The organism is Micromonospora sp. LOL_015, from assembly GCF_048060275.1.
Taxonomy (GTDB): Bacteria; Actinomycetota; Actinomycetes; order Mycobacteriales; family Micromonosporaceae; genus Micromonospora_E.
In genome coordinates this window covers 19,022-43,641 of record NZ_JBHMIO010000002.1, presented here as the reverse complement: position 1 = coordinate 43,641, position 24,620 = coordinate 19,022, and the positions used below count along the sequence as shown (strand labels likewise).

General features: G+C 71.1%; 26 protein-coding genes, 3 tRNA genes and 1 pseudogene. 25 read left to right on the top strand and 5 right to left on the bottom strand.

What is annotated here, in order from left to right:
- Nucleotides 1-14 precede the first annotated feature (14 nt).
- From ACFHWU_RS02625 to ACFHWU_RS02555, 15 genes are all read left to right on the top strand, one after another.
- A tRNA-Glu gene (locus tag ACFHWU_RS02625) sits at nt 15-90 on the top strand.
- A gap of 31 nt (nt 91-121) precedes the next feature.
- A tRNA-Asp gene (locus tag ACFHWU_RS02620) sits at nt 122-195 on the top strand.
- A gap of 109 nt (nt 196-304) precedes the next feature.
- A tRNA-Phe gene (locus ACFHWU_RS02615) sits at nt 305-378 on the top strand.
- A 137-nt stretch (nt 379-515) separates the two neighbouring features.
- Complete coding sequence (locus ACFHWU_RS02610; RefSeq protein WP_416550790.1) at nt 516-935, top strand: hypothetical protein; 420 nt, start codon at nt 516-518, stop codon at nt 933-935.
- Nucleotides 936-944: 9 nt separating this feature from the next.
- On the top strand, nt 945-2,588 hold the full coding sequence (locus tag ACFHWU_RS02605) for a cation acetate symporter (RefSeq protein ID WP_416550789.1): 1,644 nt from the start codon (nt 945-947) through the stop codon (nt 2,586-2,588).
- Between the two features lie 101 nt (nt 2,589-2,689).
- Nucleotides 2,690-3,460, top strand: a complete 771-nt coding sequence (locus ACFHWU_RS02600; protein WP_416550788.1) for an ABC transporter ATP-binding protein — start codon at nt 2,690-2,692, stop codon at nt 3,458-3,460.
- Nucleotides 3,451-5,184 carry an ABC transporter permease gene (locus ACFHWU_RS02595; protein WP_416589725.1) on the top strand — a complete coding sequence of 578 codons (1,734 nt, stop codon included), beginning with the start codon at nt 3,451-3,453 and terminating at the stop codon, nt 5,182-5,184. Before ACFHWU_RS02600 ends, ACFHWU_RS02595 begins: the two co-directional genes overlap by 10 nt.
- A 17-nt stretch (nt 5,185-5,201) precedes the next feature.
- Nucleotides 5,202-5,768, top strand: a complete 567-nt coding sequence (locus ACFHWU_RS02590; RefSeq protein WP_416550786.1) for a flavin reductase family protein — start codon at nt 5,202-5,204, stop codon at nt 5,766-5,768.
- A 66-nt stretch (nt 5,769-5,834) separates the two neighbouring features.
- Nucleotides 5,835-6,812 (top strand): NAD-dependent epimerase/dehydratase family protein, encoded by a 978-nt coding sequence (locus ACFHWU_RS02585; protein WP_416550785.1) that lies wholly within the window; start codon nt 5,835-5,837, stop codon nt 6,810-6,812.
- Nucleotides 6,809-8,074 carry an LCP family protein gene (locus tag ACFHWU_RS02580; RefSeq protein WP_416551085.1) on the top strand — a complete coding sequence of 422 codons (1,266 nt, stop codon included), beginning with the start codon at nt 6,809-6,811 and terminating at the stop codon, nt 8,072-8,074. Before ACFHWU_RS02585 ends, ACFHWU_RS02580 begins: the two co-directional genes overlap by 4 nt.
- A gap of 151 nt (nt 8,075-8,225) precedes the next feature.
- The gene (locus ACFHWU_RS02575; RefSeq protein WP_416550784.1) at nt 8,226-9,446 is read left to right on the top strand and encodes an LCP family protein; all 1,221 of its coding nucleotides are present in this window, start codon (nt 8,226-8,228) and stop codon (nt 9,444-9,446) included.
- A gap of 10 nt (nt 9,447-9,456) precedes the next feature.
- On the top strand, nt 9,457-9,792 hold the full coding sequence (locus ACFHWU_RS02570; protein ID WP_416589724.1) for a rhodanese-like domain-containing protein: 336 nt from the start codon (nt 9,457-9,459) through the stop codon (nt 9,790-9,792).
- A 64-nt stretch (nt 9,793-9,856) separates the two neighbouring features.
- The gene (locus ACFHWU_RS02565) at nt 9,857-11,317 is read left to right on the top strand and encodes an ATP-binding protein (RefSeq protein WP_416569206.1); all 1,461 of its coding nucleotides are present in this window, start codon (nt 9,857-9,859) and stop codon (nt 11,315-11,317) included.
- Between the two features lie 11 nt (nt 11,318-11,328).
- Nucleotides 11,329-11,754, top strand: coding sequence for an ATP-binding protein (locus ACFHWU_RS02560; protein ID WP_416589723.1), 426 nt, complete (start codon nt 11,329-11,331; stop codon nt 11,752-11,754).
- Between the two features lie 89 nt (nt 11,755-11,843).
- On the top strand, nt 11,844-12,725 hold the full coding sequence (locus ACFHWU_RS02555) for a DUF5926 family protein (RefSeq protein WP_416550780.1): 882 nt from the start codon (nt 11,844-11,846) through the stop codon (nt 12,723-12,725).
- A 12-nt stretch (nt 12,726-12,737) separates the two neighbouring features.
- Here the strand turns inward: ACFHWU_RS02555 and ACFHWU_RS02550 are convergent, their stop codons facing one another.
- A complete protein-coding gene (locus ACFHWU_RS02550; protein ID WP_416589722.1) occupies nt 12,738-13,949 on the bottom strand; it encodes an arginine deiminase in 1,212 nt (403 codons plus the stop codon).
- A gap of 166 nt (nt 13,950-14,115) precedes the next feature.
- On the opposite strand from ACFHWU_RS02550, the gene ACFHWU_RS02545 reads away from it, so the two are divergent.
- The 5 genes from ACFHWU_RS02545 to pheA all read left to right on the top strand — a co-directional run bounded on the left by ACFHWU_RS02545 (nt 14,116) and on the right by pheA (nt 17,537).
- A complete protein-coding gene (locus ACFHWU_RS02545; protein WP_416550778.1) occupies nt 14,116-14,865 on the top strand; it encodes a hypothetical protein in 750 nt (249 codons plus the stop codon).
- 180 nt (nt 14,866-15,045) lie between these two features.
- Nucleotides 15,046-15,528, top strand: a complete 483-nt coding sequence (locus ACFHWU_RS02540; RefSeq protein ID WP_416550777.1) for a hypothetical protein — start codon at nt 15,046-15,048, stop codon at nt 15,526-15,528.
- Between the two features lie 39 nt (nt 15,529-15,567).
- Nucleotides 15,568-15,966 (top strand): ACT domain-containing protein, encoded by a 399-nt coding sequence (locus ACFHWU_RS02535; RefSeq protein ID WP_416550776.1) that lies wholly within the window; start codon nt 15,568-15,570, stop codon nt 15,964-15,966.
- Between the two features lie 4 nt (nt 15,967-15,970).
- Nucleotides 15,971-16,570 carry a hypothetical protein gene (locus ACFHWU_RS02530; RefSeq protein ID WP_416550775.1) on the top strand — a complete coding sequence of 200 codons (600 nt, stop codon included), beginning with the start codon at nt 15,971-15,973 and terminating at the stop codon, nt 16,568-16,570.
- A 10-nt stretch (nt 16,571-16,580) separates the two neighbouring features.
- Nucleotides 16,581-17,537 carry a prephenate dehydratase gene (pheA, locus tag ACFHWU_RS02525; protein WP_416550774.1) on the top strand — a complete coding sequence of 319 codons (957 nt, stop codon included), beginning with the start codon at nt 16,581-16,583 and terminating at the stop codon, nt 17,535-17,537.
- A 58-nt stretch (nt 17,538-17,595) separates the two neighbouring features.
- Here pheA and ACFHWU_RS02520 read toward each other — a convergent pair whose 3' ends face one another.
- The 3 genes from ACFHWU_RS02520 to ACFHWU_RS02510 form a co-directional block, all read right to left on the bottom strand.
- Nucleotides 17,596-18,288, bottom strand: a complete 693-nt coding sequence (locus ACFHWU_RS02520) for an AIM24 family protein (RefSeq protein WP_416550773.1) — start codon at nt 18,286-18,288, stop codon at nt 17,596-17,598.
- An 83-nt stretch (nt 18,289-18,371) separates the two neighbouring features.
- Complete coding sequence (locus ACFHWU_RS02515; RefSeq protein ID WP_278173063.1) at nt 18,372-18,725, bottom strand: metallopeptidase family protein; 354 nt, start codon at nt 18,723-18,725, stop codon at nt 18,372-18,374.
- Between the two features lie 174 nt (nt 18,726-18,899).
- Nucleotides 18,900-19,331 (bottom strand): OsmC family protein, encoded by a 432-nt coding sequence (locus ACFHWU_RS02510; RefSeq protein WP_416550772.1) that lies wholly within the window; start codon nt 19,329-19,331, stop codon nt 18,900-18,902.
- A 74-nt stretch (nt 19,332-19,405) separates the two neighbouring features.
- Here ACFHWU_RS02510 and ACFHWU_RS02505 point away from each other — a divergent pair, with 74 nt between their 5' ends.
- From ACFHWU_RS02505 to ACFHWU_RS02485, 5 genes and pseudogenes are all read left to right on the top strand, one after another.
- Nucleotides 19,406-20,356, top strand: a complete 951-nt coding sequence (locus ACFHWU_RS02505; RefSeq protein ID WP_416550771.1) for a hypothetical protein — start codon at nt 19,406-19,408, stop codon at nt 20,354-20,356.
- 72 nt (nt 20,357-20,428) lie between these two features.
- Nucleotides 20,429-21,694: a serine--tRNA ligase gene (serS, locus tag ACFHWU_RS02500; protein WP_416550770.1), complete on the top strand. Its 1,266-nt coding sequence runs from the start codon at nt 20,429-20,431 to the stop codon at nt 21,692-21,694.
- A gap of 188 nt (nt 21,695-21,882) precedes the next feature.
- A complete protein-coding gene (locus ACFHWU_RS02495; RefSeq protein ID WP_416550769.1) occupies nt 21,883-22,173 on the top strand; it encodes a hypothetical protein in 291 nt (96 codons plus the stop codon).
- A 152-nt stretch (nt 22,174-22,325) separates the two neighbouring features.
- Nucleotides 22,326-23,141 (top strand): annotated as a pseudogene (locus tag ACFHWU_RS02490) (HAD family hydrolase); the annotation flags it as partial.
- Between the two features lie 4 nt (nt 23,142-23,145).
- Nucleotides 23,146-24,000 carry an HAD family hydrolase gene (locus ACFHWU_RS02485; protein ID WP_416550768.1) on the top strand — a complete coding sequence of 285 codons (855 nt, stop codon included), beginning with the start codon at nt 23,146-23,148 and terminating at the stop codon, nt 23,998-24,000.
- Here ACFHWU_RS02485 and ACFHWU_RS02480 read toward each other — a convergent pair.
- Complete coding sequence (locus tag ACFHWU_RS02480; RefSeq protein ID WP_416550767.1) at nt 23,955-24,620, bottom strand: bacterial proteasome activator family protein; 666 nt, start codon at nt 24,618-24,620, stop codon at nt 23,955-23,957. The genes ACFHWU_RS02485 and ACFHWU_RS02480 overlap by 46 nt on opposite strands.

The window sequence follows — 24,620 nt, the reverse complement described above, 5'->3', positions numbered from 1 at the left end:
ATGATGACGGGGCCGCCCTCATCGTCTAGCGGCCCAGGACGCCGCCCTTTCAAGGCGGTAGCACGGGTTCGAATCCCGTTGGGGGCACCACCGGCCGACCGACCGGCCGGAGCAAGACCGAGGTCCTGTGGAGCAGTCGGAGTGCTCGCCGCCCTGTCAAGGCGGAGGTCGCGGGTTCAAGTCCCGTCAGGACCGCGCAACGCCGATCGCCGTGCGTTTCCCACGCGCGGCGTTTCGTTTTCGGGGCCGACCCGACCGGTCCGGGTGTTCTCACCGGCAGGCGGGTATGATGTCCCGGACACCCGGCCAGGTAGCTCAGTTGGTACGAGCGTCCGACTGAAAATCGGAAGGTCGGCGGTTCGACCCCGCCCCTGGCCACAAAGCCTCTCGCCGGGCTTCAGCAGCGCCCAATCGCCTCCTGCGGTTGGGCGCTTCGCTGTCGGACGACGCGTCGTGGCTCCGTCTGCGCCGGGGACTGCCCTTGACATTCCGCGACGGGCCGTGAGACTGCCGGCATGGCCGAACACGACGGCACCGGCCCCGCCGCGGCGCCCCCGCCCGCCAATTCGCCACCCCGGCGGGTGCGGGTCGTGCTGGGCGAGGTCGGCCGGCGCGGGGACGCCGACCGGCTGCGTACCGACCTGGCTGAGCAGACGCAGATCGGCGAGGCACTGGTGCGCGGCCTGGTCCGGGCACAGTTGGCGTTGGCGATGCGGCTGGCGGTGGTGGTCATGGTCGGCCTCGGGTCGCTGCCGATGCTGTTCGCGATCGCCCCCGGCGTCGCCGAGATCAAGATCGTCGGCGTCAACCTGCCGTGGCTGCTGCTCGGGGTGGCCGCGTTCCCGTTCCTGGTGGCCGTCGGCCTGACCTACGTTCACCTCGCCGAACGCAACGAACAGGACTTCGTCGCGCTGGTCCGCCGGCCGGAACGCTGAGCGGCGCCGATGACCAACCCGTACGTGATCCCGGCGCTGGTCGTGGTCACTCTGGTAACCGTCGCGATTGGCTTCTACGGGCTGAAGCTGGCCCGGACCACGTCCGACTTCCTGGTCGCCTCGCGTACCGTCAGCCCGTCCTGGAACGCGGCGGCGATCAGCGGCGAGTACCTTTCGGCCGCGTCGTTCCTCGGTATCGCCGGCCTGATCCTCAAGTACGGCGTCGACGTGCTCTGGTATCCGGTCGGCTTCGCCGCCGGCTACCTGGCCCTGCTGCTGTTCGTCGCGGCCCCGCTGCGCCGGTCCGGGGCGTTCACCCTGCCGGACTTCTGCGAGATCCGGCTCAGCTCCCGCCGGCTGCGCCGGCTGGCCACCGTCTTCGTGATCTTCATCGGCTGGTTCTACCTGCTGCCCCAGCTGCAGGGCGCCGGGCTGACCCTGGCCACGGTCACCGGCGCGCCCTACCCGCTGGGAGCGTTGCTGGTCGGCGGGGTGGTGACCGCCAACGTGGCGCTCGGCGGCATGCGGGCGGTCACCTTCGTGCAGGCGTTCCAGTACTGGCTCAAGTTGACCGCGCTCGCCGTACCGGCGGTCTTCCTGGCCATGCAGTGGCAGTCCGACGGACGGCCGCCGGTCAGCCCACCGGACGGGTTGACCTTCACTCAGGCGACCACCGTGGTGGTCGAGCGGTCCGCGACGCTCAACTACGCCGACGGGCGGACCGAGCAGGTGACCCCGGGCACCGAGCTGACCTTCGCCGCCGGGGACCGGGTCCCCGAGGTGTCCGGGGCCGAAGCCTATTGGGGCGCCGCCTGGCTGCTGCCCGGTGACCCGGACCGAGGTGACCAGGGGCTGTTCGCCACCTATTCGCTGATCCTGGCTACCTTCCTCGGCACGATGGGGCTTCCGCACGTACTCGTGCGGTTCTACACCAACCCCGATGGTGCCGCCGCCCGCCGGACCACCCTGGTGGTGCTGGCCCTGGTCGGCCTGTTCTACCTCTTCCCCACCCTGTACGGGGTACTCGGTCGGGTTTACACGCCGCAACTGCTGATGACCGGACGCTCGGACGCGGTCGTGGTGCTGCTGCCGGAGGCGGCGCTCGGCGGCGGACTGCTCGGTCAGCTGCTCGCCGCGCTGGTCGCCGCCGGGGCGTTCGCCGCCTTCCTGTCCACCTCGTCCGGGTTGCTGACCAGCGTCGCCGGGGCCGTCTCGACCGACGTGCTGCGGCGCAACTCGGTACGCGGGTTCCGGCTGGCGGCCCTGGTCGCCGGCGCGGTACCGATGGTCCTCGCGCTGAACGTCTCCGGCCTGGACGTATCGCAGGTCGTCGGGCTGGCCTTCGCGGTGGCCGCGTCGAGCTTCTGCCCGCTGCTCGTGCTCGGCATCTGGTGGCGTGGCCTGACCGACGCCGGTGCCGCCGCCGGCATCGTCGCCGGTGGTGGCGCCGCCGTCGGCGCGGTGCTGTGGACCGTGCTGGGTCCGCCACTGACCGGCTGGCCGGCGGTCCTGGTCGCCCAGCCGGCGGCCTGGACGGTGCCGTTGGCGTTCGCGGTGATGATGCTGGTGTCGGTGGTCACCCGGCGGCGGTTGCCGGGTCAGGTGAACGCCCTCATGCTGCGACTGCACGCGCCGGAGAGCCTGCGCCCGTGACATCCTGCGTCGGTGTCGCCGTCGCCGTCGTACCCGGGTAGGAGAGCCGGATCCTCCCTCAGCGGGAGCGTATCCGGGATGCCGGTAGTTACCGTCGGACCATGACAGATGCTGCCCAGCCCGGCGGGCCGGCGCTCGTCCTGCGCGGCCTGGCCAAACGGTTCGACGACAAGGTCGCGGTCGCCGGGGTCGAGCTGGACGTCCCGGTCGGCTCCTTCTACGGCCTGCTCGGCCCGAACGGTGCCGGCAAGACCACCACGTTGTCGATGGCGGTCGGGCTGCTACGGCCGGACGCCGGCCACGCCCACGTCCTCGGCCACGACGTCTGGGCCGACCCGGTGCGGGCGAAGCAACTGCTCGGCGTACTGCCGGACGGGGTGCGGCTGTTCGACCGGCTCACCGGTGCCGAGCTGCTCGCGTACCACGGTCTGCTGCGCGGCATGGACCCGGCGGTGGTCGACCAGCGGGCCGGCGAACTGCTCGACGTGCTGGCGCTCGACGACGCCGGACGCACCCTGGTGGTCGACTATTCGGCGGGCATGAAAAAGAAGATCGGGCTGGCCTGTGCGCTGCTGCACGGACCCCGGCTGCTGGTGCTCGACGAGCCGTTCGAGGCGGTCGACCCGGTCTCCGCCGCGCTGATCCGCGACATCCTGCAGCGGTACGTCGGCGGCGGCGGCACGGTGATCTTCTCCAGCCATGTGATGGCCGTGGTCGAGCGGCTCTGCAGCCACGTGGCGATCCTCGCCGACGGAGTCATCAAGAAGGTCGGCACGTTGGACGAGGTACGGGCCGGGCGGTCGCTGGAAGAGGTCTTCGTCGACGTCGTCGGTGGTCGTACGGCCACCGGGGAGGAACTGGCATGGCTGTGACCGGGCCGGGAACCGGCGGTGCGGTCACCGGGTCGACCGCCGACGCGCCCGCCGTCGCCGGCCGGCGCCCGGTACGGGCCCGGCACTTCGTCCGCCTCAAGCTGCGGGTGATGGGCAACAACCTACGTGGCCAGGGCTGGCGGATCGCGTTGTTCATCGGCGGGATCATCGCCGGGCTGTGGTTCGCCGGCAACGGTTTCCTGATCCTCGCCGCGCCGGGGTTCGTCGACAGCGAACAGGGCATGCTGCTGGCCGCCGGGTTCGGCGGCACCCTGCTGGTGCTCGGCTGGCTGCTGTTGCCACTGGCCTTCTTCGGCGTGGACGAGACGCTCGACCCGGCCCGGTTCGCGCTGCTGCCGCTGCCCCGGCGGACCATGGTCACCGGGCTGCTGGTCACCGGACTGATCGGCGTACCGTCGATCGCCACCGGTCTGGCCACCCTGGGGCTGGTGCTCAGCGCGGCGCTGCTCGGCGGCCCGCTGGCCGGCACGGTCCAACTGGTCGGGGTCGCCGCAGGTCTGCTGCTCTGCGTCCTGGGTAGCCGGGCGATCACCAGCGCGTTCGCCGGCATGCTGCGGTCGCGCCGGGTGCGTGACCTGGCCGCGGTGCTGCTCGCCGTGCTGGCCGCCCTGCTCGGTCCGCTGCAACTGCTGGTCATCGGCGGGCTCGGCAACGCCGACTGGGACCGGCTGGCTGAGGTGGCGGGAATCCTCGGTTGGACTCCACTGGCCGCCCCGTACACGATGGGTTTCGACGTGGTCGCCGGGCGGCTCTGGGCGGTACCGGTGAAGCTGGCGGTCACCGCCGTCGCGTTGGCCGGCCTGTACCGGTGGTGGTCGAGGTCGCTGGAGTCGGCGATGGTCGGCACCGCGAGCGGCGGCCCGGCCAGGTCGGTGGCCGCTGCGTCCGGAACCCCGGTGAGCCAGTTGTTCCCGCGGCTGCTTGCCCGGACCCCCCGCGACCGGTACGGCGCACTGGTCGCCCGGGAGGTGCGCTACTGGTGGCGGGACATGCGGCGGCGGGCAAACCTGATCACCGTCGCCGTGGTCGGGGTGTTCATCCCGGCGCTGATCAACGCCGGCGGTTTCAGCGCCTTCACCTACGATCCGGACGGTTCGGTGGGCACCGGACCGTCCGCGTCGGCGACCAGCGTCAGCATCTCGATGCTCTTCGTCGGCGCGCTCGCCGCCGTGACCCTGGCCAACCAGTTCGGATTCGACGGCAGCGCGTACGCGGCGAACGTGATCGCCGGGGTGCCGGGTCGGCTGGAGCTGCGTGCCCGGGTGGTCGGGTTCTCGGTCTACATCGGGCCGCTGCTGGTGGCGATCTCGGCCGGCTTCGGGTTGTTCCTGCGCGAACCGGGCTGGATCCCGGTCGCCGCCGGGACGCTGTTCGCCGCGTACGGTGCCGGGCTGGCGGTCAACCTGATCGTCTCGGTGGTCGGTGCCTACTCGCTGCCGGAGACGTCGAATCCGTTCGCGCTGAACAGCGGTGCCGGCGTGGCGAAGAGCATGCTGGCGCTGGTGGCGATGGTCGCGTCGGCGGCGGCCGCGGTGCCGATCGTGCTGGCCACCGCGCTGCTCGGCGAGGTCTGGTACTGGTTCGCCCTGCCGGTCGGCGTCGGATACGGCCTGGGTGCGGTGGCCCTGGGCCTGTACATCACCGGTGACCTGCTGGACCGACGGATGCCGGAGCTGGTCGCCACGGTGACGCCGCGCCGGTGACTCCCGACTGGGTCACAATGTTTCACGTGAATCATCCCGAGCCCGGTGCCGAGATCCACTATCGCGACCCGTTCGCCACGGCGAGTGAGGACCGTTCGCCCGCGCGGCGGCTACGTGGCCGGCTGGCCGTCCCGGTAACGCTGTGGACGGCCGGTGGTGGGTCGGCTCCACTCGCCGGATTGACCGTGTCGTCAACGGTGCTGGCCGACGGTGACCCGCCGCGACTGCTCGGGCTGCTCGACGAGGAGTCGCAGCTGTGGGAGGTGCTCCGCGAGTCGGGCAGGTTCGCGATGGTTCCGCTGGGTCCGGCGCATCGGCAGCTCGCGGACCGGTTCGCTGGGCTGATGCCGGCGCCGGGCGGACCGTTCAAGGCAGCGGACTGGCAGTTCACCGAGTACGGCCCGGTCCTGGCGGGGGCAAGCGGGTGGGCGGGCTGCCGGCTCGACGACGCCCGACCGTACGGGTGGGCGATGCTGGTGGAGGCGACTGTCGAGTCGGTCACGGTCGGCGACGAAGGCGACGCCGGGCCGCTGATCCACTACCGCGGCCGGTACCGCGAACTCGGCGAGCCGCGCGGCCGGTAGCTCGGTCCGGGCCGACCCGGGTGGCAACCGCTGGCCGGCCGGGGCGCTACCACTAGGCTCGGGAGCATGCTGCCTGTTCCCCGATTCGGCGACGGCCATCGAGTGTTGGTCACCGGAGGTGCTGGTTTCGTCGGAAGCCACCTCGTCGACCGGTTGGTCGCGCGTGGTTGTGCGGTGGTGGCGGTGGACAACTTCGTCACCGGCTCCAAGGAGAACGTCGCCCACCTCACCGACGAACCTCGGTTCACCCTCGTCGAGGCGGACATTTCGGACGGATTGCCGGATCATCACCCGGCGTTGCGTCAGCGGTTCGACGCGATCATGCACCTTGCCTCGCCAGCCAGCCCGACGGACTTCGCCACGCTGCCGATCGAGATCCTCCGGGTCGGCTCCCTCGCCACGTTGCACCTGCTGGACCGGGCGGTCGCCGACCGGGCCCGGTTCATCATGGCGTCGACCTCCGAGGCGTACGGCGACCCGTTGGTGCACCCGCAACCGGAGACCTACTGGGGCAACGTCAACCCGATCGGGGTGCGCAGCGTCTACGACGAGGCCAAGCGGTTCGCCGAATCGGCGACGATGGCGTACCACCGGTACCGCGGGCTGGACGCCGGCATTGTGCGGATCTTCAATACGTACGGGCCCCGGATGCGGCCGGACGACGGCCGGGCCATCCCCACCTTCATCAGCCAGGCGCTGCGCGGCGAGCCGATCACCGTGCACGGCACCGGCGGGCAGACCAGGTCGATCTGCTACGTGGCGGACCTGGTGACCGGGATCGTCGCACTGCTCGACTCCACCGAGACCGGGCCGATCAACTGCGGCACCGAGCATGAGTTGACCATGCGGGAGCTGGCCGAGCGGATCGTCCAACTGGTGGGCAGCTCGTCGACGATCAACCTGGTCGCCCGATCCTCGGACGACCCGGAGATGCGCCGTCCGGACCTGACCCTGGCCCGCACCAGGCTCGGTTACCAGCCGACGGTCGATCCGCAGGACGGGCTGCGCCGCACCATCGCCTACTTCCGCCAGCGACTCGGCTGATCGGCGGCGACTCGGCTGATCGGCGGCGGCCCGGCAGTCGAGTCATCGGCGGGCGAGCGCCCGGTACGTACGCTGGAGGCATGCCAGCCAGCAACCAGCACGGTGACCGGTCAGTCAGCAGCCGCCCCGGTGGCCGGGCCGTCCCCGGCCGGACGACCGGTCCGGCCGGCACCGCCTACGGGTCCTCGAGCGGCCGGGCGCAGGTGCCGGTCGGCGGTCGTGCCGGCAACCAGTACGGTGGCCCGCCACGCCGGCTGCGGCCCCGCTGGGGGCGCATCGCCCTGGTCGGCGGGGTGGCGTTGGTGGTGCTGGCGCTGCTCGCCAGCGGTGGGCTCTGGGCGTACGCCCGTGGGCTGGACCAGGATCTGGGGCGGACCGATCCGTTCTCGCAGATCACCGAGGGGCGGCCGCCGGCCGCAGTCGACGGCGCGCTGAACATCCTGCTGATCGGCACCGACTCGCGGGATCCGGACGCCCCGGTCGACCAGGCCGGCAAGTGGCGGGCGGACACGATCATCGTGATGCACATCCCGTCGTCACACGACCGTGCCTATCTGGTGTCGATCCCGCGTGACCTGTACGTGCCGGTCCCGTCGGACGCCGCTGCGGCCTGCGAGACCGGCGAACGTGCCAAGATCAACGCCGCGTTCGCCTGGGGCGGGCTGCCGCTGGCGGTACGCACCGTGGAGTGTTTCACCGACGTGCGGATCAAACATGTGATGTCGATCGACTTCGCTGGTTTCGTCGAGGTCACCGACGCGCTCGGCGGGGTCGACCTGACCGTCGAGCAGGACACGACGTCGATCCACAAGCCGTACCGGCAGTTCAGTGAGGGCGTCAATCACATGAACGGCACCGAGGCGCTGGACTGGGTCCGCCAACGCAAACAGTTTCCGGATGGTGACTTCGCGCGTATGCGTCACCAACAAGAGTTCCTCCGCGCACTGATGGACAAGGCTGTGAGTTCCGGCACACTGTCGAACCCGGTCAAACTGAATGCGTTTCTCAAGGCGACGACCCAGGCGGTGACGGTCGACCAGGGCTTCTCCCTGGTCGACATGGCGCTGCAGTTCCGCAAGCTCAGGGGAGAGAACCTGCACTTTCTGACCAGTCCGCACAACGGCAGCGAGACGATCAACGGCGAATCGGTGGTGGTCTCCGACCGGGAGAAAGCGTTGTCGATGTACCGGGCGATGGCGGCCGATCAGATGACCGCCTGGGTCCAGGCCAACGTCACGCCCAGTCCGGGTGCCAGTGACTGACAGCCCTGATCCGGTGACTGAGTGGATATTGCCGGTCGTCACCGGGTGACCGGTCAATCCGACACAAATCTGAAACCCGAGCAGGGTCGATAAGTCGACCAAGTTTCCGTACAGTGGGCTCGCCCTATTGTCACGCCCCCCAGGAGCAGGCATGCCGGTTCAGACCCGCCGACGTTCGACGTCGACCGAGTCGGGGAACCCGCTCGCCACCCGCGGCGCGGCCGGACGTCGGTCGAGCGGCCGGTCGGGTCCGGGCTCCGGCCGCAGCGGCTCGGGCCGGCGGCCCCGCCGCAAGGACCCGGTCTGGGCTCGCACGATGGTCGTGCTGGGTGCGCTGCTGATGATGCTCAGCGGCACCACGATCGTCGGCAGCAAGTGGCTGATCGCCCAGGCGACCAGCGGGATCGAGCAGTCGGACCTGCTCGGCGTCGCCGGCAAGACCGACGCTGAGGGCGGCGACAGCCTCGAAGGCCCGATCGACATGTTGCTGCTCGGCATCGACCACCGGGCCAGCTGGGCGGAGTCGGACACCCGGGCCGACACGATCATTATCCTGCACATCCCCGCTACTCACGACCAGGCCTACCTGATCTCCGTCCCCCGGGACACCGAGGTCGAGATCCCGCCGTTCGACAAGAGCGGGTGGCCGGGCGGGGTCGGCAAGGCCACCGAGGCGTTCTTCCACGGCGCACAGAACGGTGCCGGGCACAAGGGCGGTGCCCAGCTGATGGCAGAAACGATCAAGAACCTCACCGGGGTCAGCTTCGACGGCGCCGCGATCATCAATTTCAGCGGCTTCAAGTCGGTCATCGACAGCCTCGGCAGCGTCCGGCTCTGCGTCGATGAGGACACCCCGTCGATCCACATGACCCTGGTCGACGGCCAGCCGATGTGGAACTCCGACGCCGACAAGGTCAGCGGGGAGAAGCAGCAGGTCGTGCACAAGAAGGGCTGCCGCGAGATGCAGGGCTGGGAGGCGCTGGACTTCTCCCGGCAGCGATACGGGCTGGACAACGGCGACTACGACCGGCAGAAGAACCAGCAGAAGCTGATCAAGGCCATGGCCAAGAAGGCGATGTCCAACGGGGTGATGACCAACCCGCTCAAGCTGAACGAGCTGATCGACGCGGCCGGCAAGGCGTTCGTGCTGGACACCGGCAAGGTGCCGCTGCCGGACTTCGTCTTCACCCTGCGTGGGGTGGCCGCCAACGACCTGGTCATGCTGCGGACCAACGGTGGCAGCTTCAACGGCAACGACGCCGGCCGGGAGAACATCGATCCGCTCAGCCAGGAGATGTTCCAGGCGGTCAAGAACGACAACCTCGCCGAGTTCATCCTCGCCAACCCGTCGGTACTGGCGGGCCAGGAATAGGCTGTTCGGCATGCATGGGCCATCGATCCCCACCGTTGACGTCCCCGACGTATCCGCCGACGCGTACCTGCTGGACGTCCGCGAGCCCGAGGAATGGGCGGCCGGGCACGCGCCGGGCGCCCACCACCTGCCGATGATGGAGATCCCGCACCGGTTGGCCGACGTCCCGCAGGAGGGCGACGTGGTGGTGGTGTGCCGGTCCGGCGGCCGGTCCGGGCAGGTCGTCGCCTACCTCAACCAGCACGGCTGGGACAACGTCCGCAACCTCACCGGCGGCATGCAGGACTGGGCGGCGCACTCCCGACCGATGGTGAGCGAGTCCGGCGAAGCGCCCCGGGTCCTCTGATCGGCGGCGCGGCGCTGGCGGCCCGGCACTGCCCAAATCCGCCGGCACCGGGCAGACTCGAAGCATGCCGGAACGCCCCGACTATCCGAGTCTGATCGCTGGACACACCGTCGTCCTCGATATGATCAACAGCGGTGAGTCGGGGCTGCCGATCCTGCACCACCTGCTGCGACTCGCGCAGCGTGCGCTCGGCGCCGCCGGGACCTCGTTCGCCGAGTACGGACCACACAGGGGTCGGATCATCGCCGCCACCGGTGCCGCCGAATGGTCGGTCGGCCGACCCGTCGACCTCGACGAACCCGCCACCGCCCGGCTGCTCACCGGACCGCGGACCGTCGAGTTCCCGGTGACGGCGCTCGCCGCCGGCCCGGCCGACCAGATCGCCGGCCGAGGCCTGCATCGGATGCTGATCGCGCGCGCCGAGATCGGCGGGGTGCTGATCGGCAGCCTGCACGCCTACTACCCGGATCCGGACCGGAGCGCCGGCCCTGACCATCACACGCTGATCGCCTACCTGGCGTCCTGCATCGCCAACATGTACGGCGACCAGACCGGGCTGCCGGTGCACGGCGACGGGCCAGTGGTCGCCGCGCTCGCCGACGGACTGGCCATCGTCGATGACGAATCCTGCGTGCGGCTGTGGAACCCGGCGGCTGAGCGACTCACCGGCAGCACCGCACAGGACCGGCTGCACCGACCGATCCCGTTCCCGGTGCCGCCCCCCGGACAGGTCGTGGACCATCAGCAGCCGGACGGCCGGTGGCTGCGGATCACCTCCGGGGAGCTACCGGGCTTCGCCGCCTCCCGGGTGGTCACCTTCCGGGACATCACCGACCAGCACCACCGCGACCACGACGTCGACCTGTTCATCGCGGTCACCAGCCACGAGCTACGCACCCCGGTCACCGTGATCAAAGGGTACGCGGAGACCCTCAGTGATCACTGGGAGTCGTTGACCGACCGGGACCGACGGGAGGCCGCCCGGGTGCTCGGGCAGCGGGCCACCGAACTGGCCCGGCTGGTCGACCGGCTACTCTCCGCCGCCAATGACTCGGGACCGGCAGCCGGCACGCCGTCCGCCCCGTTCGATCTGGTCGAGGCACTGCGGGCCACTGTCGAGAATCTGCCCGCCGGACTGCGTCAGCGGCTCACCGTCGAGCTGCCCGACGACCTGCCGAAAGCGGTCGGAGACCGGGCGAGCCTGATCACCGTACTCACCGAACTTGCCACCAATGCCGACAAGTACTCGCCATCGGGCAGCCCGATCGAGGTCACCGCCATCGCCGACGAACGCTCGGTGGCCTTGCGGATTAGTGATCGCGGCATCGGGGTACGTCCGGAACACGTGGAACGAGCGTTCGATCGGTTCTGGCAGGGCGAGTCGGGCGACCAGCGCCGTTACCCCGGCGCCGGACTCGGCCTGTACCTGGTCCGACAGATCGTCGAGCGCCAACACGGCTGGGTGTCCCTGCGGCCCCGTGACGGCGGAGGTACGGTCGCCGAGGTGCGGCTGCCCCGCAGTTGAGAGGAGGCGGCGTGACCTCGGCACTGGCGGGACGGGTGTGGAGCATGCTGGTACCGCACCATGCCAGCGGTGCCCGGTTCGCCCGTCACCAGCTCGCCCGGACGTTGGCCGACCGGATCCGCCCCGACTTCCTGTCCGACGTGATGACGGTCGTGGCCGAACTGGTCGGCAACGCCGTACGGCACGCCCGGCCGCTTCCGGACGGAACGATCCGGGTGACCTGGCAACTGACCCCGCGCCGGCACAGCCGCACGGTCCTGCTGCGGGTGACCGACGGCGGGTCCGAGGACGTTCCGCAGGCCCGGACCGCCCCGTCGGATGCGCTCAACGGCCGTGGCCTGGGCATCGTCGCCGCCCTGGCTCGCCGGTGGGGGGTAGAGCCCGCCGGCTCCGGCCGTTGCGTCTGGGCAGAGATCGGCGAGCCGGATTCGGGCTGAGCCGGGCCGGGGGCAGATTCCAGCGGTCGCAGACCCGGGGGCCGGGCGGATCCCCCGGTGGCGGGCCGGTTCCTCTAGGCTGTCTGGCCGTGGGCAAGCGCCGAAAGCAGGACCGGGCCGCCAGCGGCGGCAAGCGGGAGAAGATCCGCGACGTATTCGTGCCCCGGCCGTTCGCCGGGCTGGCCGACGAGCCGGACTGGGTCGCGCTGCGCGAACTCGTCCCAGCGGCCACCGCGCCGTTGATCCTCGAAGCCGAGCTGGCCGGCAAGTACGCCGACCGGACGGTGACGCTGGCCACCGTGCTGCCGATGGCGGCCCCGGCCGTCGTCCGAGCCGACGGCCAGGTCATGATCGGGCTGCAGCGGCACGCCCAGTCCGGGGACGTCTCTCGCGACCTGGCGGCGGCGTTGCTGGCCGCGCTGGAGACCGAGCCGGGCGACACGGTGCCGGTGCCGCCGCTGCCCGGCCCCGGCCCCCGGCTGCAGGACGTGCTCGCCGACGGGGCGCTGACGGTCCAGGTGCACGACAGCTTCGCGTTCTGGGTGGAGCCCGAAACGGCCGCCAACCCGGCGGTGCAGGCCTCCCTGGAACGGGCCGACGCGTCCATCTATCCGACGACCCGGATGGCGGCGGCGCCCGCCGCGTACTGGTGCCGGGTGGGGGAGCGGGCGCACGTGCGCTGGGTACTGCCCGGAGACGAGGACCGGACGCTGGACACGCTGGCCCGGCTGAGCGCCGCCGGTGACCTGCCGATCGGGCCGCAGACCCGGTTCGCCGGGATGTTCCGGGCACACGGGCTGCTGGTGCCGGTGTGGGACCTGCCGTCCGGGCCGGAGGCCGCCGAGTGGGAGCAGCCGTTGGCCGAGTTCGCCGAGCGGCTCGCGGCGGCGGCCAGCGTCACCGATCCGCTCGACGCCGCCGCCCGCCGGTCCCGGCAGGGGCTGCTGGGCCGGCAGCTCACGCTGCGCTGACCCGGCGGCCGGTCAGTCGGGCCGGAGCGGATCCCGGACCAGGGGTGCCGACATGCACCGTGGGCCGCCCCGGCCGGACCCGAGTTCGGCGCTGGGGATCGTCACCACCTCGATCCCGGCCCGGCGCAGCTGCGTGTTGGTCGCCGTGTTCCGCTCGTACGCCACACACACCCCGGGAGCCAGCGCCAGGGTGTTGTTTCCGTCGTCCCACTGCTCCCGTTCCGCGGTGACCGGGTCCAGCCCGGTGCCGACCAGCCGGAGCCGGTCGATGTCCATCGCGTCGGCGGCAGCCCGCAGGAACGGCGCGGGTCCAGCGACCTGCAGGTCGCCCGAGGCGGTACGGATCACCGTGTACGCGGCGAGCTCCTCGGCCATCGGCGGGTACATCAGCACCGCGTCCACGTCAACCAGCGTGCAGATGGTGTCCAGGTGCATGGTCGCCCGTCGTTGGGTGATCGGCACCACCAGGACGGTGTGGGCCAGCCCGTCGCCGAGCACCCGCCGGGCCAGTCGCTCCACCCCGGCGGGTGTGGTCCGTTCGCCGACGCCGACGGCCAGCACGCCAGGGGCGAGCAGCAGCACGTCGCCGCCTTCGACGTGTTCCTGGTCCGGCCGGTGGATCAGCTCGGTCCCGGCGAACCGCGGGTGGTGCCGGTAGATCAGGTCGGTGAGCCGGCCCTCCCGGCGGCGGGCAGGCATCGCCAGGCTGGTCACCGCCACCCGGTCGCGGATCCAGACCGATGAATCGCGAGTGAACAGCAGATTGGGCAGCGGGTCGATGATGAAGTCGTGCTCGCGCAGCAGGGCATGCACCAGCCCGGCCGGCCGGTCGTCGCGGCGGGAAAGTTCGCCACGGGCCAGGCCGGCGACGAGCACCCGGGCCAGTCCGGCCGGGTCGAGGTAGGCGAGCTGCTCGGCGACCCGGTCGCGCAGGGTTTCGCCCAACCGGCGGCCGGCCAGTACGGTCGCCACGGCCTCGGCGCGGGCCGGGGCGGCGGCGAGCGTCTCAGTGAGCAGTTGTTCGAGGTAGAGCACCTCGACACCGCGCTCGCGCAGCACGGCGGCGAACGTGTCGTGCTCGGCCTGGGCGCCGGCGACCCAGGGGATCGCGTCGAAGAGCAGGGCACCGGTGTTGCGGGGGGTCAGCCGGGCCAGCTCGCTGCCCGGACGGTGCAGCATGACCACCCGGAGGTGGCCTACCTCACTGTCGACGTAGTGCGTCACACTCGCAGCCTATGGCAGTCGTTTGGCACCATCTGTTGAAAGAGTCGTGGGGTGAATAGGGCATTCATCCCTACTCACTCCGGCCTGGTGTCTTGCTTTAGTACCGGTGTCGCCACGTACGGTAGTTGGTAGTCCATCGTCCAGGGGACCTTTGCCGGAGGTCGTGATGACTGTCTTCCATGAGCGCCGCGTGCTGCCCGCCCAGCGGGCGCTGCCCCGACCGGATGAACGGGCGATGGAGGAGTCCGCACCTGGCACGTTGGAGGCCATCCGGCCGTCGCCGATGGAGTGGGCCCGACGCCGTCGGGCCGAGCGTGGCGCCAAGCGGATCGAGGCGGCCGGTGCCCGTGCGCTGAACCGTCTTGATCAGCTCGGCCCGTCCTGGCACGTGGTGAACTGGCCGCGTACCGACAGCCCGGACCGGGTGCTTGGGCTGGAGACCGCCGGCCGCGAGGAACGTGCCGGGTTCCTGGCCATCGGGCCCAGCGGGCTCTTCGCGGTCACCGTCGTCGACCACGGCCGCAGCCGGGTCCTGGTCGCCGGTGACGTGGTGCAGATCAACGGCAAGCGACCGACGTACGTCGCCGAGGCCCGCCGGGACGCCAAGCGGGCGAGCAAGGCGATGTCCGCCGCGGTCGGGCACACCATCCCGGTCGCTCCGGTGCTCACCTTCGTCGGTTCCGGGGTGATCAGCGTGTACGGGCTGCCCAAGGAGTGCATGGTCACCACCCATCGGGAGCTGGATCGGCTGCTCATCGCCGGGGGCACCCGGATCAGTTCGGCCACCGCCGAGAAGCTGTACCAGGTGGCCCGGCACCCGGAGACCTGGCTGAACGCTCCGTACCGCTCGGCGACCGACTACCGGTGGTACGGGGCCGGCCGTTCAGCCGCTGACAAGCCGACCAGCCGGCGGTAGCCTTCGGGGCGAAGGCGCTGACGACCTCACTACGGCGTACGTCCCGCTGCCGACCAGCTTATGACGACTGCACCCGTTCACCCCGGTCTGTCCGATCCTGAGCCTGCTCGGCATCAGTCGACGGACCCGGCAGAGACCGGATAGCGTTGCTGTTGTCCGGTTGAGTCAGGGGAGGCGCGGGTGGCGCACGTCGAGCTCTCGATCTCGGAACCGCTGGTCCCTCAGGCCCGCGAGCCGATCGAGCCGATGCGCGTGGACAACTTTCAGCTGTGGGCGGCCACCGCCGCTACCGCGCTGGAGCCGTGTCTCGTCCTGCGCCAGGACCTGACCGTCGCCGCGATCTCCCGGTCCTGCTGCGACTTGCTGGGCCTCGGCGAACCCGGCCGGGTCGAAGGCCGGCCGCTGCTGGCCGGCCTGCGGCTGGTCGACTTCACCGCGCAACGCGGCGAGCTCGACGAGACCGAGATCGACAAGATCCCGCCGCTGCTCGCGCTCAGCTCCGGGCGGCTCGCCCGCGGCCTGCTGCGAGTCGACAGTGACGCGGCCACTGCCCAGGGCGACGGCACGGTGGACGCGATCGCCACCCCGGTGTGGACCGGCAAGAAGGTGACCGGGTCGCTGACCTTCTTCGCACCGATCACCACCGCGTACTCGGCCGGATGACCGGCCCGCCGGTCGACGCCTCTGCCGTACGCTGCCCTCATGCTCGACCTGGACTTGCTGCCAGCGGAGTACGCCGTCTGCCGCCTACCGGCCGGGTCCTCGCTGCCGGCCGAATACCTGGCCGGCCCCACCGCCGGGGTCGTCTCGGTCACCTGGACCGAGGACGAGGTGTCGGTGATCTGCCGCACCGACCGGGTGCCGCCCGGTGCCAAAGTCGAGACGCCGTGGCGCTGCCTGCGGGTGGTCGGCCCACTGGACCTCGCGCTGACCGGGGTCCTCGCGTCGCTCGTCGGTCCGCTGGCTGAAGCCCGGGTCAACATCGTGGCATTCTCGACCTTCGACACGGACTATCTGCTGGTGCCGACCGTCCGGCTGTCCGAAGCTCTGGCCACGCTGACCGGCAGCGGCCACCGGGTCGCCGGCGCAGCCGTACCATGAGTTGGTGCTGTCCGCACGTCGACGGTCCCGGGCCGGCAGCCGGCACCCCGGCCGGCGCGCCGGCTTCGGACTGCTGCTGATCAGCGCGGCACTGCTCGGCGTATCGATGGTCGCCGGTTGCGGTCGGCCGCCCGGGGTCGACGCCTCAACGGCGGACGCGGCGCCGGCGCCGGCACTGACCGGCACATCGCCGCCGACCGCACCGCCAGGTACGCCCACGCCGACGCCGGCCAACCCGCCGTCGGCCACCCCGAGCAGCTCCCCGACGGCCGACGGCTTCCCGGTGGCCGTCGCCGTCGACTGCGCCGGGCGGCCCACCGCCGCCCAGGTGGTGGCGCTGCTGCGCCGCACCGACGGGCTGCTACCAGCCGGCGCCCAGGTCAGCGTGCCGGTGGCACCCCGGTGCGCCGGCAGTTGGCAGTACACGGTGGTGCAGATCCCGTCCCGGGAGCCGTTGCAGGTGGTCACCGAAGGGTCGCCGACCTCGTTCACGTTGGTCACCGCCGGTACGGACGTCTGCGTCATCCCGGTCCGGGTCGTCGCGCCGGCCGGGATCCGTACCCTCGCCTGCGAGTCGGTGCCGATCCCGCCGACCACTCCGTAAGCTGGCCGGCATGTCCGTCCCTGCGCCGACCCGATTCGCCTTCCTCGGCCCCGAGGGCACCTTCGCTGAGCAGGCCCTGCTGACCATCCCGGCGGCCCGGCAGGGCGAGCGGGTCGTGGCCCGCAGCGTGCCGGAGGCGCTCGACGCGGTCCGGGCCGGCAACGTCGACGCGGCCCTGGTGCCGCTGGAGAACTCGGTCGGCGGAGCGGTCGGCGTCACCTTCGACGAGTTGACCAACGGCAAGCCGCTCGTGATCACCCAGGAGGTGGTGCTGCCGGTCGACTTCGTGCTGGCCGCACCCGCCGGCACCACGTTGGAACAGGTCCGCACCGTCGCCGCCCACCCGCAGGCGTCCACCCAGTGCCGGTCCTGGCTCCGCCGGCAGGTGCCGAACGCCGCCGTGGTCGACGTACTGTCCAACGGCGCGGCGGCCGTCGGCGCGGCGGCCGGTGAATACGACGCGGCGATCTGCGCGCCGATCGGCGCCAGCGGCCACCGACTGACCGTGCTGGCCGACAAGATCGCCGACCACGTTGACGCGGTGACCCGGTTCGTCCTGGTCCGGCGCCCCGGACCGCCGCCGGCCCCGACCGGCGACGACATCACCACCCTGGCGGTCTACATCGCCCACGACCGGGTCGGCGCCCTGCTCGCGGTGCTGATGGAGCTGGCCGTCCGGGAGGTCAATCTCACCCGGATCGAGTCCCGGCCGACCGGGGAGGCACTCGGCCGGTACGCCTTCTTCCTGGACTGCTCCGGGCACGTCGCCGACGACCGGCTCGGCGACGCGCTGCGCGGGCTCCGCCGGGTCTGCGCCGACGTACGGTTCCTCGGCTCCTACCCGCGGCACGACTGGCCGCCGGCGGCCGGCGCCCGCACCACGGGCGGGCCGGCCGGCCGGCACGACGACGAGTACGCGCAGGCAGCCGCCTGGCTGGCCCGGATCCGCGCCGGCCAACTGGACTGAGCCGACCGGACACCGCCAACGGGGTCAGTCACCCGGCGCGTCCCGCGCGTCGGTCGGGCTACTGGGGGACCTGGCCGGCGCCGCGCACCGGCGGCTCCTCGGACGGCTGGACGATCACGAAGCCCTGGCCGGCGAAGCTCATCGTGAACGCCTCCCCGGTACGCCGGCCGAGCAGCGTACCGATGCCCAACTGTTCGGCCCGGTGGTAGCCGGTCTGCAGGCTGGCCGACCAGCAGACGGCGGCCTGCGGGTCGACGTAGGTCGGCTGGTCGACGGAGAGCACGACCGGAGTGCCCTTGGTGGTGATGGCCAGCCGTCCCTGCCCGGTGAAGACACAGTTGAACAGGCCGGAGGAGGAGGCGAAGCCCATTCCCTGGACCATCCGGATGTCGTACTGCAGCGTGGAGTCGAAGGCCAGCACGCTGGAGCCGTTGATGGACAGCGCGTCGCCCGGCTCCAGATCGATCAGGTGCACGTCGGCGGCCTCGTTGGCGAGGAACACGTCACCCTGGCCGGTCAGCTTCATCAGCGGTACGCCTTCGCCGGTGAGCTTCTGCTTGATGAAGTTGCCGAGACCGCCGGAGCCGAGCGCCTGGAACTGCACGTGGCCCTGGTAGGCGACCATCGAACCGGTCCGGGCCATCGCTTCGCCGTTGAGCTCGATCTTCAGCAGTTTGGAGTTCTGCAGCCGCAGCCCGGGCTGGGCGGACTCCTTCTCCAGGTGATCGGCGGAGAACAGGGCACTGCGCATGGGTTCCTCCTGGTCAGGTTGATCGACCGAAGGGTAGGTAACCCGCGCAACCGCACGTCATCGCCCGGCCGGACCATCCTTGGTCAACCCCAGCCCAGATCGTGTAGCCGTTCGTCGTCAATGCCGAAATGATGGGCGATCTCGTGCACCACGGTGATCGCGATCTCGTCGACCACGTCGGCCTCGGTCGCGCAGATCCGCAGGATCGGGTGCCGGAAGATGAGAATCCGGTCCGGCAGTACGCCGGCGTAGTCCCAGCCCCGACTGGTGAGGGCGTGTCCCTCGTACAGACCGAGCAGCTCCGGCTCGCCCGGCGGGGTCTCGTCCTCGACCAGGATCACCACGTTGCTCATCAGCCGCAGCAGCTCCGCTGGGACCTCGTCCAGCGCCTCCCCGACCAACTCCTCGAAGCGCTCGCGGCTCATGTCGACCGGCATCGGTCCATTCTGCCGCACACCGGCTCCCCGGGGCGTTTTCCGGGCCTGCCGGGTATCGATCACCGGGCTTGCTTCGGTATCGATCCCGGGCTCGTCCAGACACCGGCGAACGTGAGATCGGTCGACGGCGCCGGACAAGCCCAGGATCGTCAGGGTGGCGTCGTGGGCGGGCGGTCAGACGGAGAGGCTGGCGTTCAGGGTGATCTCGGCACCCGGCGACAGCAGGCGGGAGATCGGGCAGTTCGCCTTCGCCGCCTCGGCCAGCTTCTGGAAGGTCTCCGGGTCGACACCGGGTACCTCGCCCACCGTCTCCAGGTCGATCCGGGTGACGGTCATCCCGGCGTCCGTCTTGTCCAGGTGCACACTTGCGGTGGTCTGCACCGACGTCGGGGTGAACCCGGCGTCCGCCAGACCCTTCGAGAACGCCATCGAGAAGCAGCCGGCGTGGGCGGCACCGATCAGCTCCTCGGGGTTGGTGCCCTCGCCCTCATCGAAGCGGGACCGGAACGAGTAGTTTCCTTCGTACCCGCCTTTCCCGGTGCGGATAGTGCCAGAACCCTCGGTCAGATTGCCCTGCCAGCGGGCAGATGCGGTACGGATAGGCATGGGCATGACGCTAGCTCACCCCGATGCCCGACGCGACGATGCCCGTGCAAGGTCACCGAGGAGGCTCGGACCCGATGCCCGACGACGGCCGCCGTACCGGCGCGGAACCCGCCCTGCCCCGCCCGCCGGCCGACCAGCCGGCGGTGATCGAGCTCGGCGGCGACGACACCCCGCTGGCCGACGGCCCAGGTCCTGGGTCCGAACCGAGCCCTGGCCCCGGCAGGTGGACCGTCGTCGCTGAGCGGCTGTCCGGCGCGACCGCCGCGACCGTCGACCGGGCCCGTGCCGCTGCCGTAACCCGGTTCGGCTCGGCTGGCCGCGGCAACCTGCCGAGCCTGCTGCTCGCCGCCGTCGGGGTGCTCGCCGCAGCCGGCTCGCTCGGCGGCGTGTGGCTGACCTTCGAGATCCCCGGAATCGACGTCGGAAACGGCGGTCCCTATGCCGCCGCCGTGCGGCTCGCCGAACTCGGTGCTTTCGGCACCGGGTACCTGCTCGGTCTGCTGGCGTTGCTGGTCTGTGCGGCCCTGACACTGTTCGGCTCCCACCGCAACCGCCCCGACACCCGGATCGCCGGGCTGACCATCGGTGCCGGGCTGGTCGCCCTGCTGGTCACGGTGATGCTGAACGGCGACGAGCTGATCCGATCGTCGTTGCAGGTTCCCGCCGAGATGGAGGTGCTGGTCAGCCGTGGTACGGCGGTGACCGCCGGCCTGGTCGGCGTCGGCGCGTTGCTGCTGGCGCTGTACCTGGCCGGGCGGACCGCGGCCGGCCGTAGCGGGACCACTGGGAGTGGCGGTGCCGACATCGAAGGCGGTGTCGACCATGGTCGGGGGCTCGACGGGAGCGAACGACCCGCGACCGGCGACCCGGCGGGTCCGGCGCCCGCCCCGACCGACCTGCCGTGGCGTCGGCCGCGGGACACCGCTCCGGAACCGGGCGGGGGTGCACCCGCCGATTTGACGGTCGGGCCGACCGCCCCGTTCGTCCGGCCGGACAACCCGCCGCACCAGACACCCCACTGGTGAGGACGCACCGCTGGCGAGCCGGCCGAAAACCTGCGCGCGGGCCGACGCGGTGGGCCGGTATCGTTGACTTCCGTGATCGATCTCCGACTGCTCCGTGACGACCCGGACCTCTTCCGTGCCAGCCAGCGTGCCCGCGGCGAGTCCGAGTCCCGGGTGGACGATCTGATCGCCGCCGACGAGACGCGCCGCGCGGCGGTGCAGGCCTTCGAGGCGCTGCGCGCCGAGCAGAAGCAGCTCGGCAAGCGACTGCCCCGGGCGGAACCGGCTGAGAAGGCCGAGCTGCTGACCCGTACCAAGGAGTTGTCGGCCCAGGTGAAGGCGGCCGAGACCGCCGCCACCGAGGCCGAGCAGACGCTGCGCCGGGCGCAGTTGGCCTTCCCCAACCTGATTGAGGTCGGCGCGCCAGCCGGCGGCGAGGACGACTACGTCGTCCTGCGGGAGGTCGGTGAGCGCCCCGACATCGACGCACCCCGCGACCACCTGGCGCTCGGTGAAGCGCTCGGCGCGATCGACGTCGAACGAGGCGCGAAGGTCTCCGGCAGCCGCTTCTACTACCTGACCGGCGTCGGCGCGCTGCTGCAGCTCGGTCTGCTGCAGCTGGCCATCGCCCAGGCCGTCGAGTACGGCCTCACCCCGACGATTACCCCGGTGCTGGTCAAGCCGGAGTCGATGGAAGGCACCGGCTTCCTCGGCGAGCACGCCAGCGAGATCTACCGGCTCGAAGCCGACGACCTGTACCTGGTCGGCACCAGCGAGGTGCCGCTGGCGGCATACCACTCGAACGAGATCCTGACCCTCGATGGGCCGGTGCGCTACGCCGGCTGGTCGTCGTGCTTCCGGCGGGAAGCCGGCTCGTACGGCCGGGACGTGCGTGGCATCTTGCGGGTGCACCAGTTCGACAAGGTGGAGATGTTCTCCTTCTGCCCGCCGGAGCAGGCCCATGACGAGCACCTGCGGCTGCTCGCCTGGGAGGAGGAGATGCTGGCGAAGGTGGAGATCCCCTACCGGGTGATCGACGTCGCCGCCGGCGACCTCGGCACCAGCGCGGCCCGCAAGTACGACTGCGAGGCGTGGGTGCCGTCGCAGGGCCGCTACCGCGAGGTCACCTCCACGTCGAACTGCACCACCTTCCAGGCCCGCCGGCTGAACATCCGCTACCGCGACGCTGACGGTCGTAGCCAGCCGGTGGCCACCCTCAACGGCACCCTGGCGACGACCCGGTGGCTGATCCCGATCCTGGAGAACCACCAGCAGCCGGACGGCTCGGTACGGGTGCCGAAGGCACTGCAGCCGTACCTCGGCGGCCGCGACGTCCTGGAACCCCTGGCCACCGCCTGACGTCCCGCCCTGCCAAGGGAGCGACGGGTGCGGCGTTCACCAGTCGAGGTGCCGTTCCGGCATTTGCCGGTCGACCAGTCCGACGTCAGGTACCGGCACGGCCCCGACTCGCTACGCCAACCACCTGGTGTCCCGGCTGGCCGGACCATCGAGTCGACCGGACAGACAGCGCCATCTACCCGGGTACGGTGCGCAAGTTCTGGGTGCACCTGCCGGCGCATTCACAGCCGACACAGCCGGCGGCGTTGTTGGTGTTCCAGGATGGCTGGTGGTACCTGGATCCGGCCGGCGGGGTGCGGGGCGCGATCGTGCCGGACAACCTGATCCAGCACGGCGACATCCCGCCCACGGTCGGCGTCTTCGTCGACCCCGGGGTCATCACTGACGATGGTGCTGGCGTTGACGGTGCTGGTACTGGCACTGGCGGCGGTGGAGGCACCGCGTTCGGGCCGGTCCGGCGGTACCTGATCATGCTCTGACGTCGGACACCGATGCCTGGTCAGTGTGCACGCGGTCGTCGCTTGGAAGTCATGGTCAGGTCACGGTATGCGAGGTACGGTTGCTGCCCCGTCGACCGAGGAGATCATCGACCACGGAGATCGTCGACCACGGGGGGATCAAGGAGGACAGCATGCCGCGCCCCGGTCTACCCAAGTTGATCGCGACCGACCTCGACGGCACTCTGGTCCGCAGCGACGAGACCGTCTCCGCGTACACCCATGAGGTGCTCGACCGTGCCCGCGACCTCGGTATCCCGGTCGTCGGGGCGACCGGCCGCGGACCAAGGCTGATGGAGTTGACCCGCAACGACATCCGAGCCGCCGACTACTTGGTGATGGCCAGCGGCGGGCGGGTGGTCGACCAGAGCGACCCGACCGGCGTACGGGTGCTGCGCGACGAGCGGCTGCCCGCCGACGTGCTGGCCCAGCTGATCACCGAGTTGGAGGCGGCAGTCGGTCCGCTGATCGTAATGGTCGAAGCGTCCGACGAGCACGAGGCGCCGCTGTGGGGCGACTTCGACCCGCAGTGGCGCTACCCGGAGCGGTTCGAGGCTCGTACCCGGGAGCAGTGCCTGGCCACCGACGTGATCAAGGCGTTCGCCCGGACGCCGTCGCACGACGTGGACGCGCTGCTCGCCGCCGCGGTGCAGGTCGTCCCACCGACGCTGGCGACGGTCACCCAGGCCGGGCTGGGCTTCATCGAGATCTCTCCGCCCGGTGTCGACAAGGCCAGCGGTCTGGCGGTCGTCGCGGAGTCGCTCGGCGTCGACCCGGCGGACGTGCTGGTCTTCGGCGACATGCCCAACGACCTGCCGATGTTCGCCTGGGCCGGGTGGTCGCGGGTGGCGGTGTCGAACGCCCATCCGGCAGTACGCCGTGCCGCCGATGAGGTTACACTGCGTAATGATGATGACGGCGTAGCGATTTACCTCGACCGGCTACTGTCCGGAGATGGAAGTGCATCCACGTCTGGTCGCCACCGACCTCGACGGGACACTGCTGCGGCCCGATAAGTCGCTCAGTGCCCGGACCGCCGCCGCGCTCGACGAGTTCCAGCTGCGCGGCGGGCAGGTGGTGCTGGTCACCGGCCGGCCGGTGCGCTGGCTGTCGGCCGTCTACGAACAGCTACAGGCCCCGGTGCCGGCGGTCTGTGCCAACGGTGCCGTGGTCTACGAGCCGCGTACCGACACCGTGCTGCGCGCCGACCCGCTCGCCCCGGAGATCATGGCCGAGGTCGCCCGGCGACTGCGCGCCGAAGTCCCGGATGTGGTCTTCGCCGTCGAGGTGGAGGATGGCCGGTTGATGCGGCACGGCACCGACTGGCCGGCGCACTGGAACAGCGATCACCCCACCGCCCGGCAGGTCACCGACTCGACGGAGCTGCTCACCGCGCCGGCGGTGAAACTGCTGGCCCGCAGCAGCCACGATGACCCGGAAGTGTTCGTCCGGATCGTCGCCGGAGCGCTCGCCGGGCTGGCCGAGGCCACCCACTCGTCGAAGTCCGGGTTGGTGGAGATCTCAGCTGCCGGGGTCACCAAGGCGGCCGGGCTGGCCTGGCTCTGCGCCCGTTGGCAGATCGGCGCCGCCGACGTGGTCGCCTTCGGCGACATGCCGAACGACGTCCCGATGCTGACCTGGGCCGGGCAGGCGGTCGCGGTGGCGAACGCCCACCCGACGGTGCAGGAGATCGCGGACGCGGTGACGGCGTCGAACGCCGACGACGGGGTGGCTGCCTACCTGGAGCAGTTGCTGGCGCAGAGTCAGAGGTACTGGCCGGTGCGGGTGCTGCCGCCCTCGCCCGGCTGACCGGCCTGACCCGGCATGCCAGGGATCATCCCACCTGGGCCGACCGGCAGTGCCGGCCGCCCGCCGGAACGCATCTGCTCAAGCTGCAGCCGGGCTGCCATCTGCTGGGCCATCAGCGCCGCCTGGATGCCGTGGAACAGCCCTTCCAGCCAGCCGACCAACTGGGCCTGGGCGACTCGCAGTTCACTCTCACTCGGGGTGGCGCCGTCCTCGAACGGCAGCGAGATCCGGGCCAGCTCCTCGCGCAGCTCCGGTGCCAGGCCGTCCTCCAGCTCGGTGATGGAACGCCGGTGGATCTCGCGCAGCCGCTGCCGGCTCGCCTCGTCGAGCGGGGCGGCGCGGACCTCCTCCAGCAACTGTTTGATCATGCTGCCGATCCGCATCACCTTGGCCGGCTGCTCGATCAACTGCGACGGGTCTTCCGGGTCGACCGGCTCGTCGCCGGCACCGGTGGCCCCGCTGGTGTCGCCGGGGGCACCGGTGCCGGCACCGCCGGCGTTCACCGTGCCGACCGGTCGCCCGTCCGGGCCGACCACCACCACCGCGCCGGGCCGGCCAGCCGCCGGGCCGGACTCGTTGGTCTCTTCCGGGGAGCCTGACGTCTCGGTCATAGGCTCCAT

Coding starts and splice junctions, on each gene's coding strand:
- ACFHWU_RS02585 (WP_416550785.1), top strand. CDS start 5,835: ATGCTGCCTGTTCCCCGATTCGGCGACGGCCATCGAGTGTTGGTCACC.
- ACFHWU_RS02600 (WP_416550788.1), top strand. CDS start 2,690: ATGACAGATGCTGCCCAGCCCGGCGGGCCGGCGCTCGTCCTGCGCGGC.
- ACFHWU_RS02515 (WP_278173063.1), bottom strand. CDS start 18,725: ATGCCGGTCGACATGAGCCGCGAGCGCTTCGAGGAGTTGGTCGGGGAG.
- ACFHWU_RS02480 (WP_416550767.1), bottom strand. CDS start 24,620: ATGGAGCCTATGACCGAGACGTCAGGCTCCCCGGAAGAGACCAACGAG.
- ACFHWU_RS02570 (WP_416589724.1), top strand. CDS start 9,457: ATGCATGGGCCATCGATCCCCACCGTTGACGTCCCCGACGTATCCGCC.
- pheA (WP_416550774.1), top strand. CDS start 16,581: ATGTCCGTCCCTGCGCCGACCCGATTCGCCTTCCTCGGCCCCGAGGGC.
- ACFHWU_RS02610 (WP_416550790.1), top strand. CDS start 516: ATGGCCGAACACGACGGCACCGGCCCCGCCGCGGCGCCCCCGCCCGCC.
- ACFHWU_RS02575 (WP_416550784.1), top strand. CDS start 8,226: ATGCCGGTTCAGACCCGCCGACGTTCGACGTCGACCGAGTCGGGGAAC.
- ACFHWU_RS02520 (WP_416550773.1), bottom strand. CDS start 18,288: ATGCGCAGTGCCCTGTTCTCCGCCGATCACCTGGAGAAGGAGTCCGCC.
- ACFHWU_RS02505 (WP_416550771.1), top strand. CDS start 19,406: ATGCCCGACGACGGCCGCCGTACCGGCGCGGAACCCGCCCTGCCCCGC.
- ACFHWU_RS02565 (WP_416569206.1), top strand. CDS start 9,857: ATGCCGGAACGCCCCGACTATCCGAGTCTGATCGCTGGACACACCGTC.
- ACFHWU_RS02545 (WP_416550778.1), top strand. CDS start 14,116: ATGACTGTCTTCCATGAGCGCCGCGTGCTGCCCGCCCAGCGGGCGCTG.
- ACFHWU_RS02590 (WP_416550786.1), top strand. CDS start 5,202: ATGTTTCACGTGAATCATCCCGAGCCCGGTGCCGAGATCCACTATCGC.
- ACFHWU_RS02595 (WP_416589725.1), top strand. CDS start 3,451: ATGGCTGTGACCGGGCCGGGAACCGGCGGTGCGGTCACCGGGTCGACC.
- ACFHWU_RS02510 (WP_416550772.1), bottom strand. CDS start 19,331: ATGCCTATCCGTACCGCATCTGCCCGCTGGCAGGGCAATCTGACCGAG.
- ACFHWU_RS02535 (WP_416550776.1), top strand. CDS start 15,568: ATGCTCGACCTGGACTTGCTGCCAGCGGAGTACGCCGTCTGCCGCCTA.
- ACFHWU_RS02485 (WP_416550768.1), top strand. CDS start 23,146: ATGGAAGTGCATCCACGTCTGGTCGCCACCGACCTCGACGGGACACTG.
- ACFHWU_RS02605 (WP_416550789.1), top strand. CDS start 945: ATGACCAACCCGTACGTGATCCCGGCGCTGGTCGTGGTCACTCTGGTA.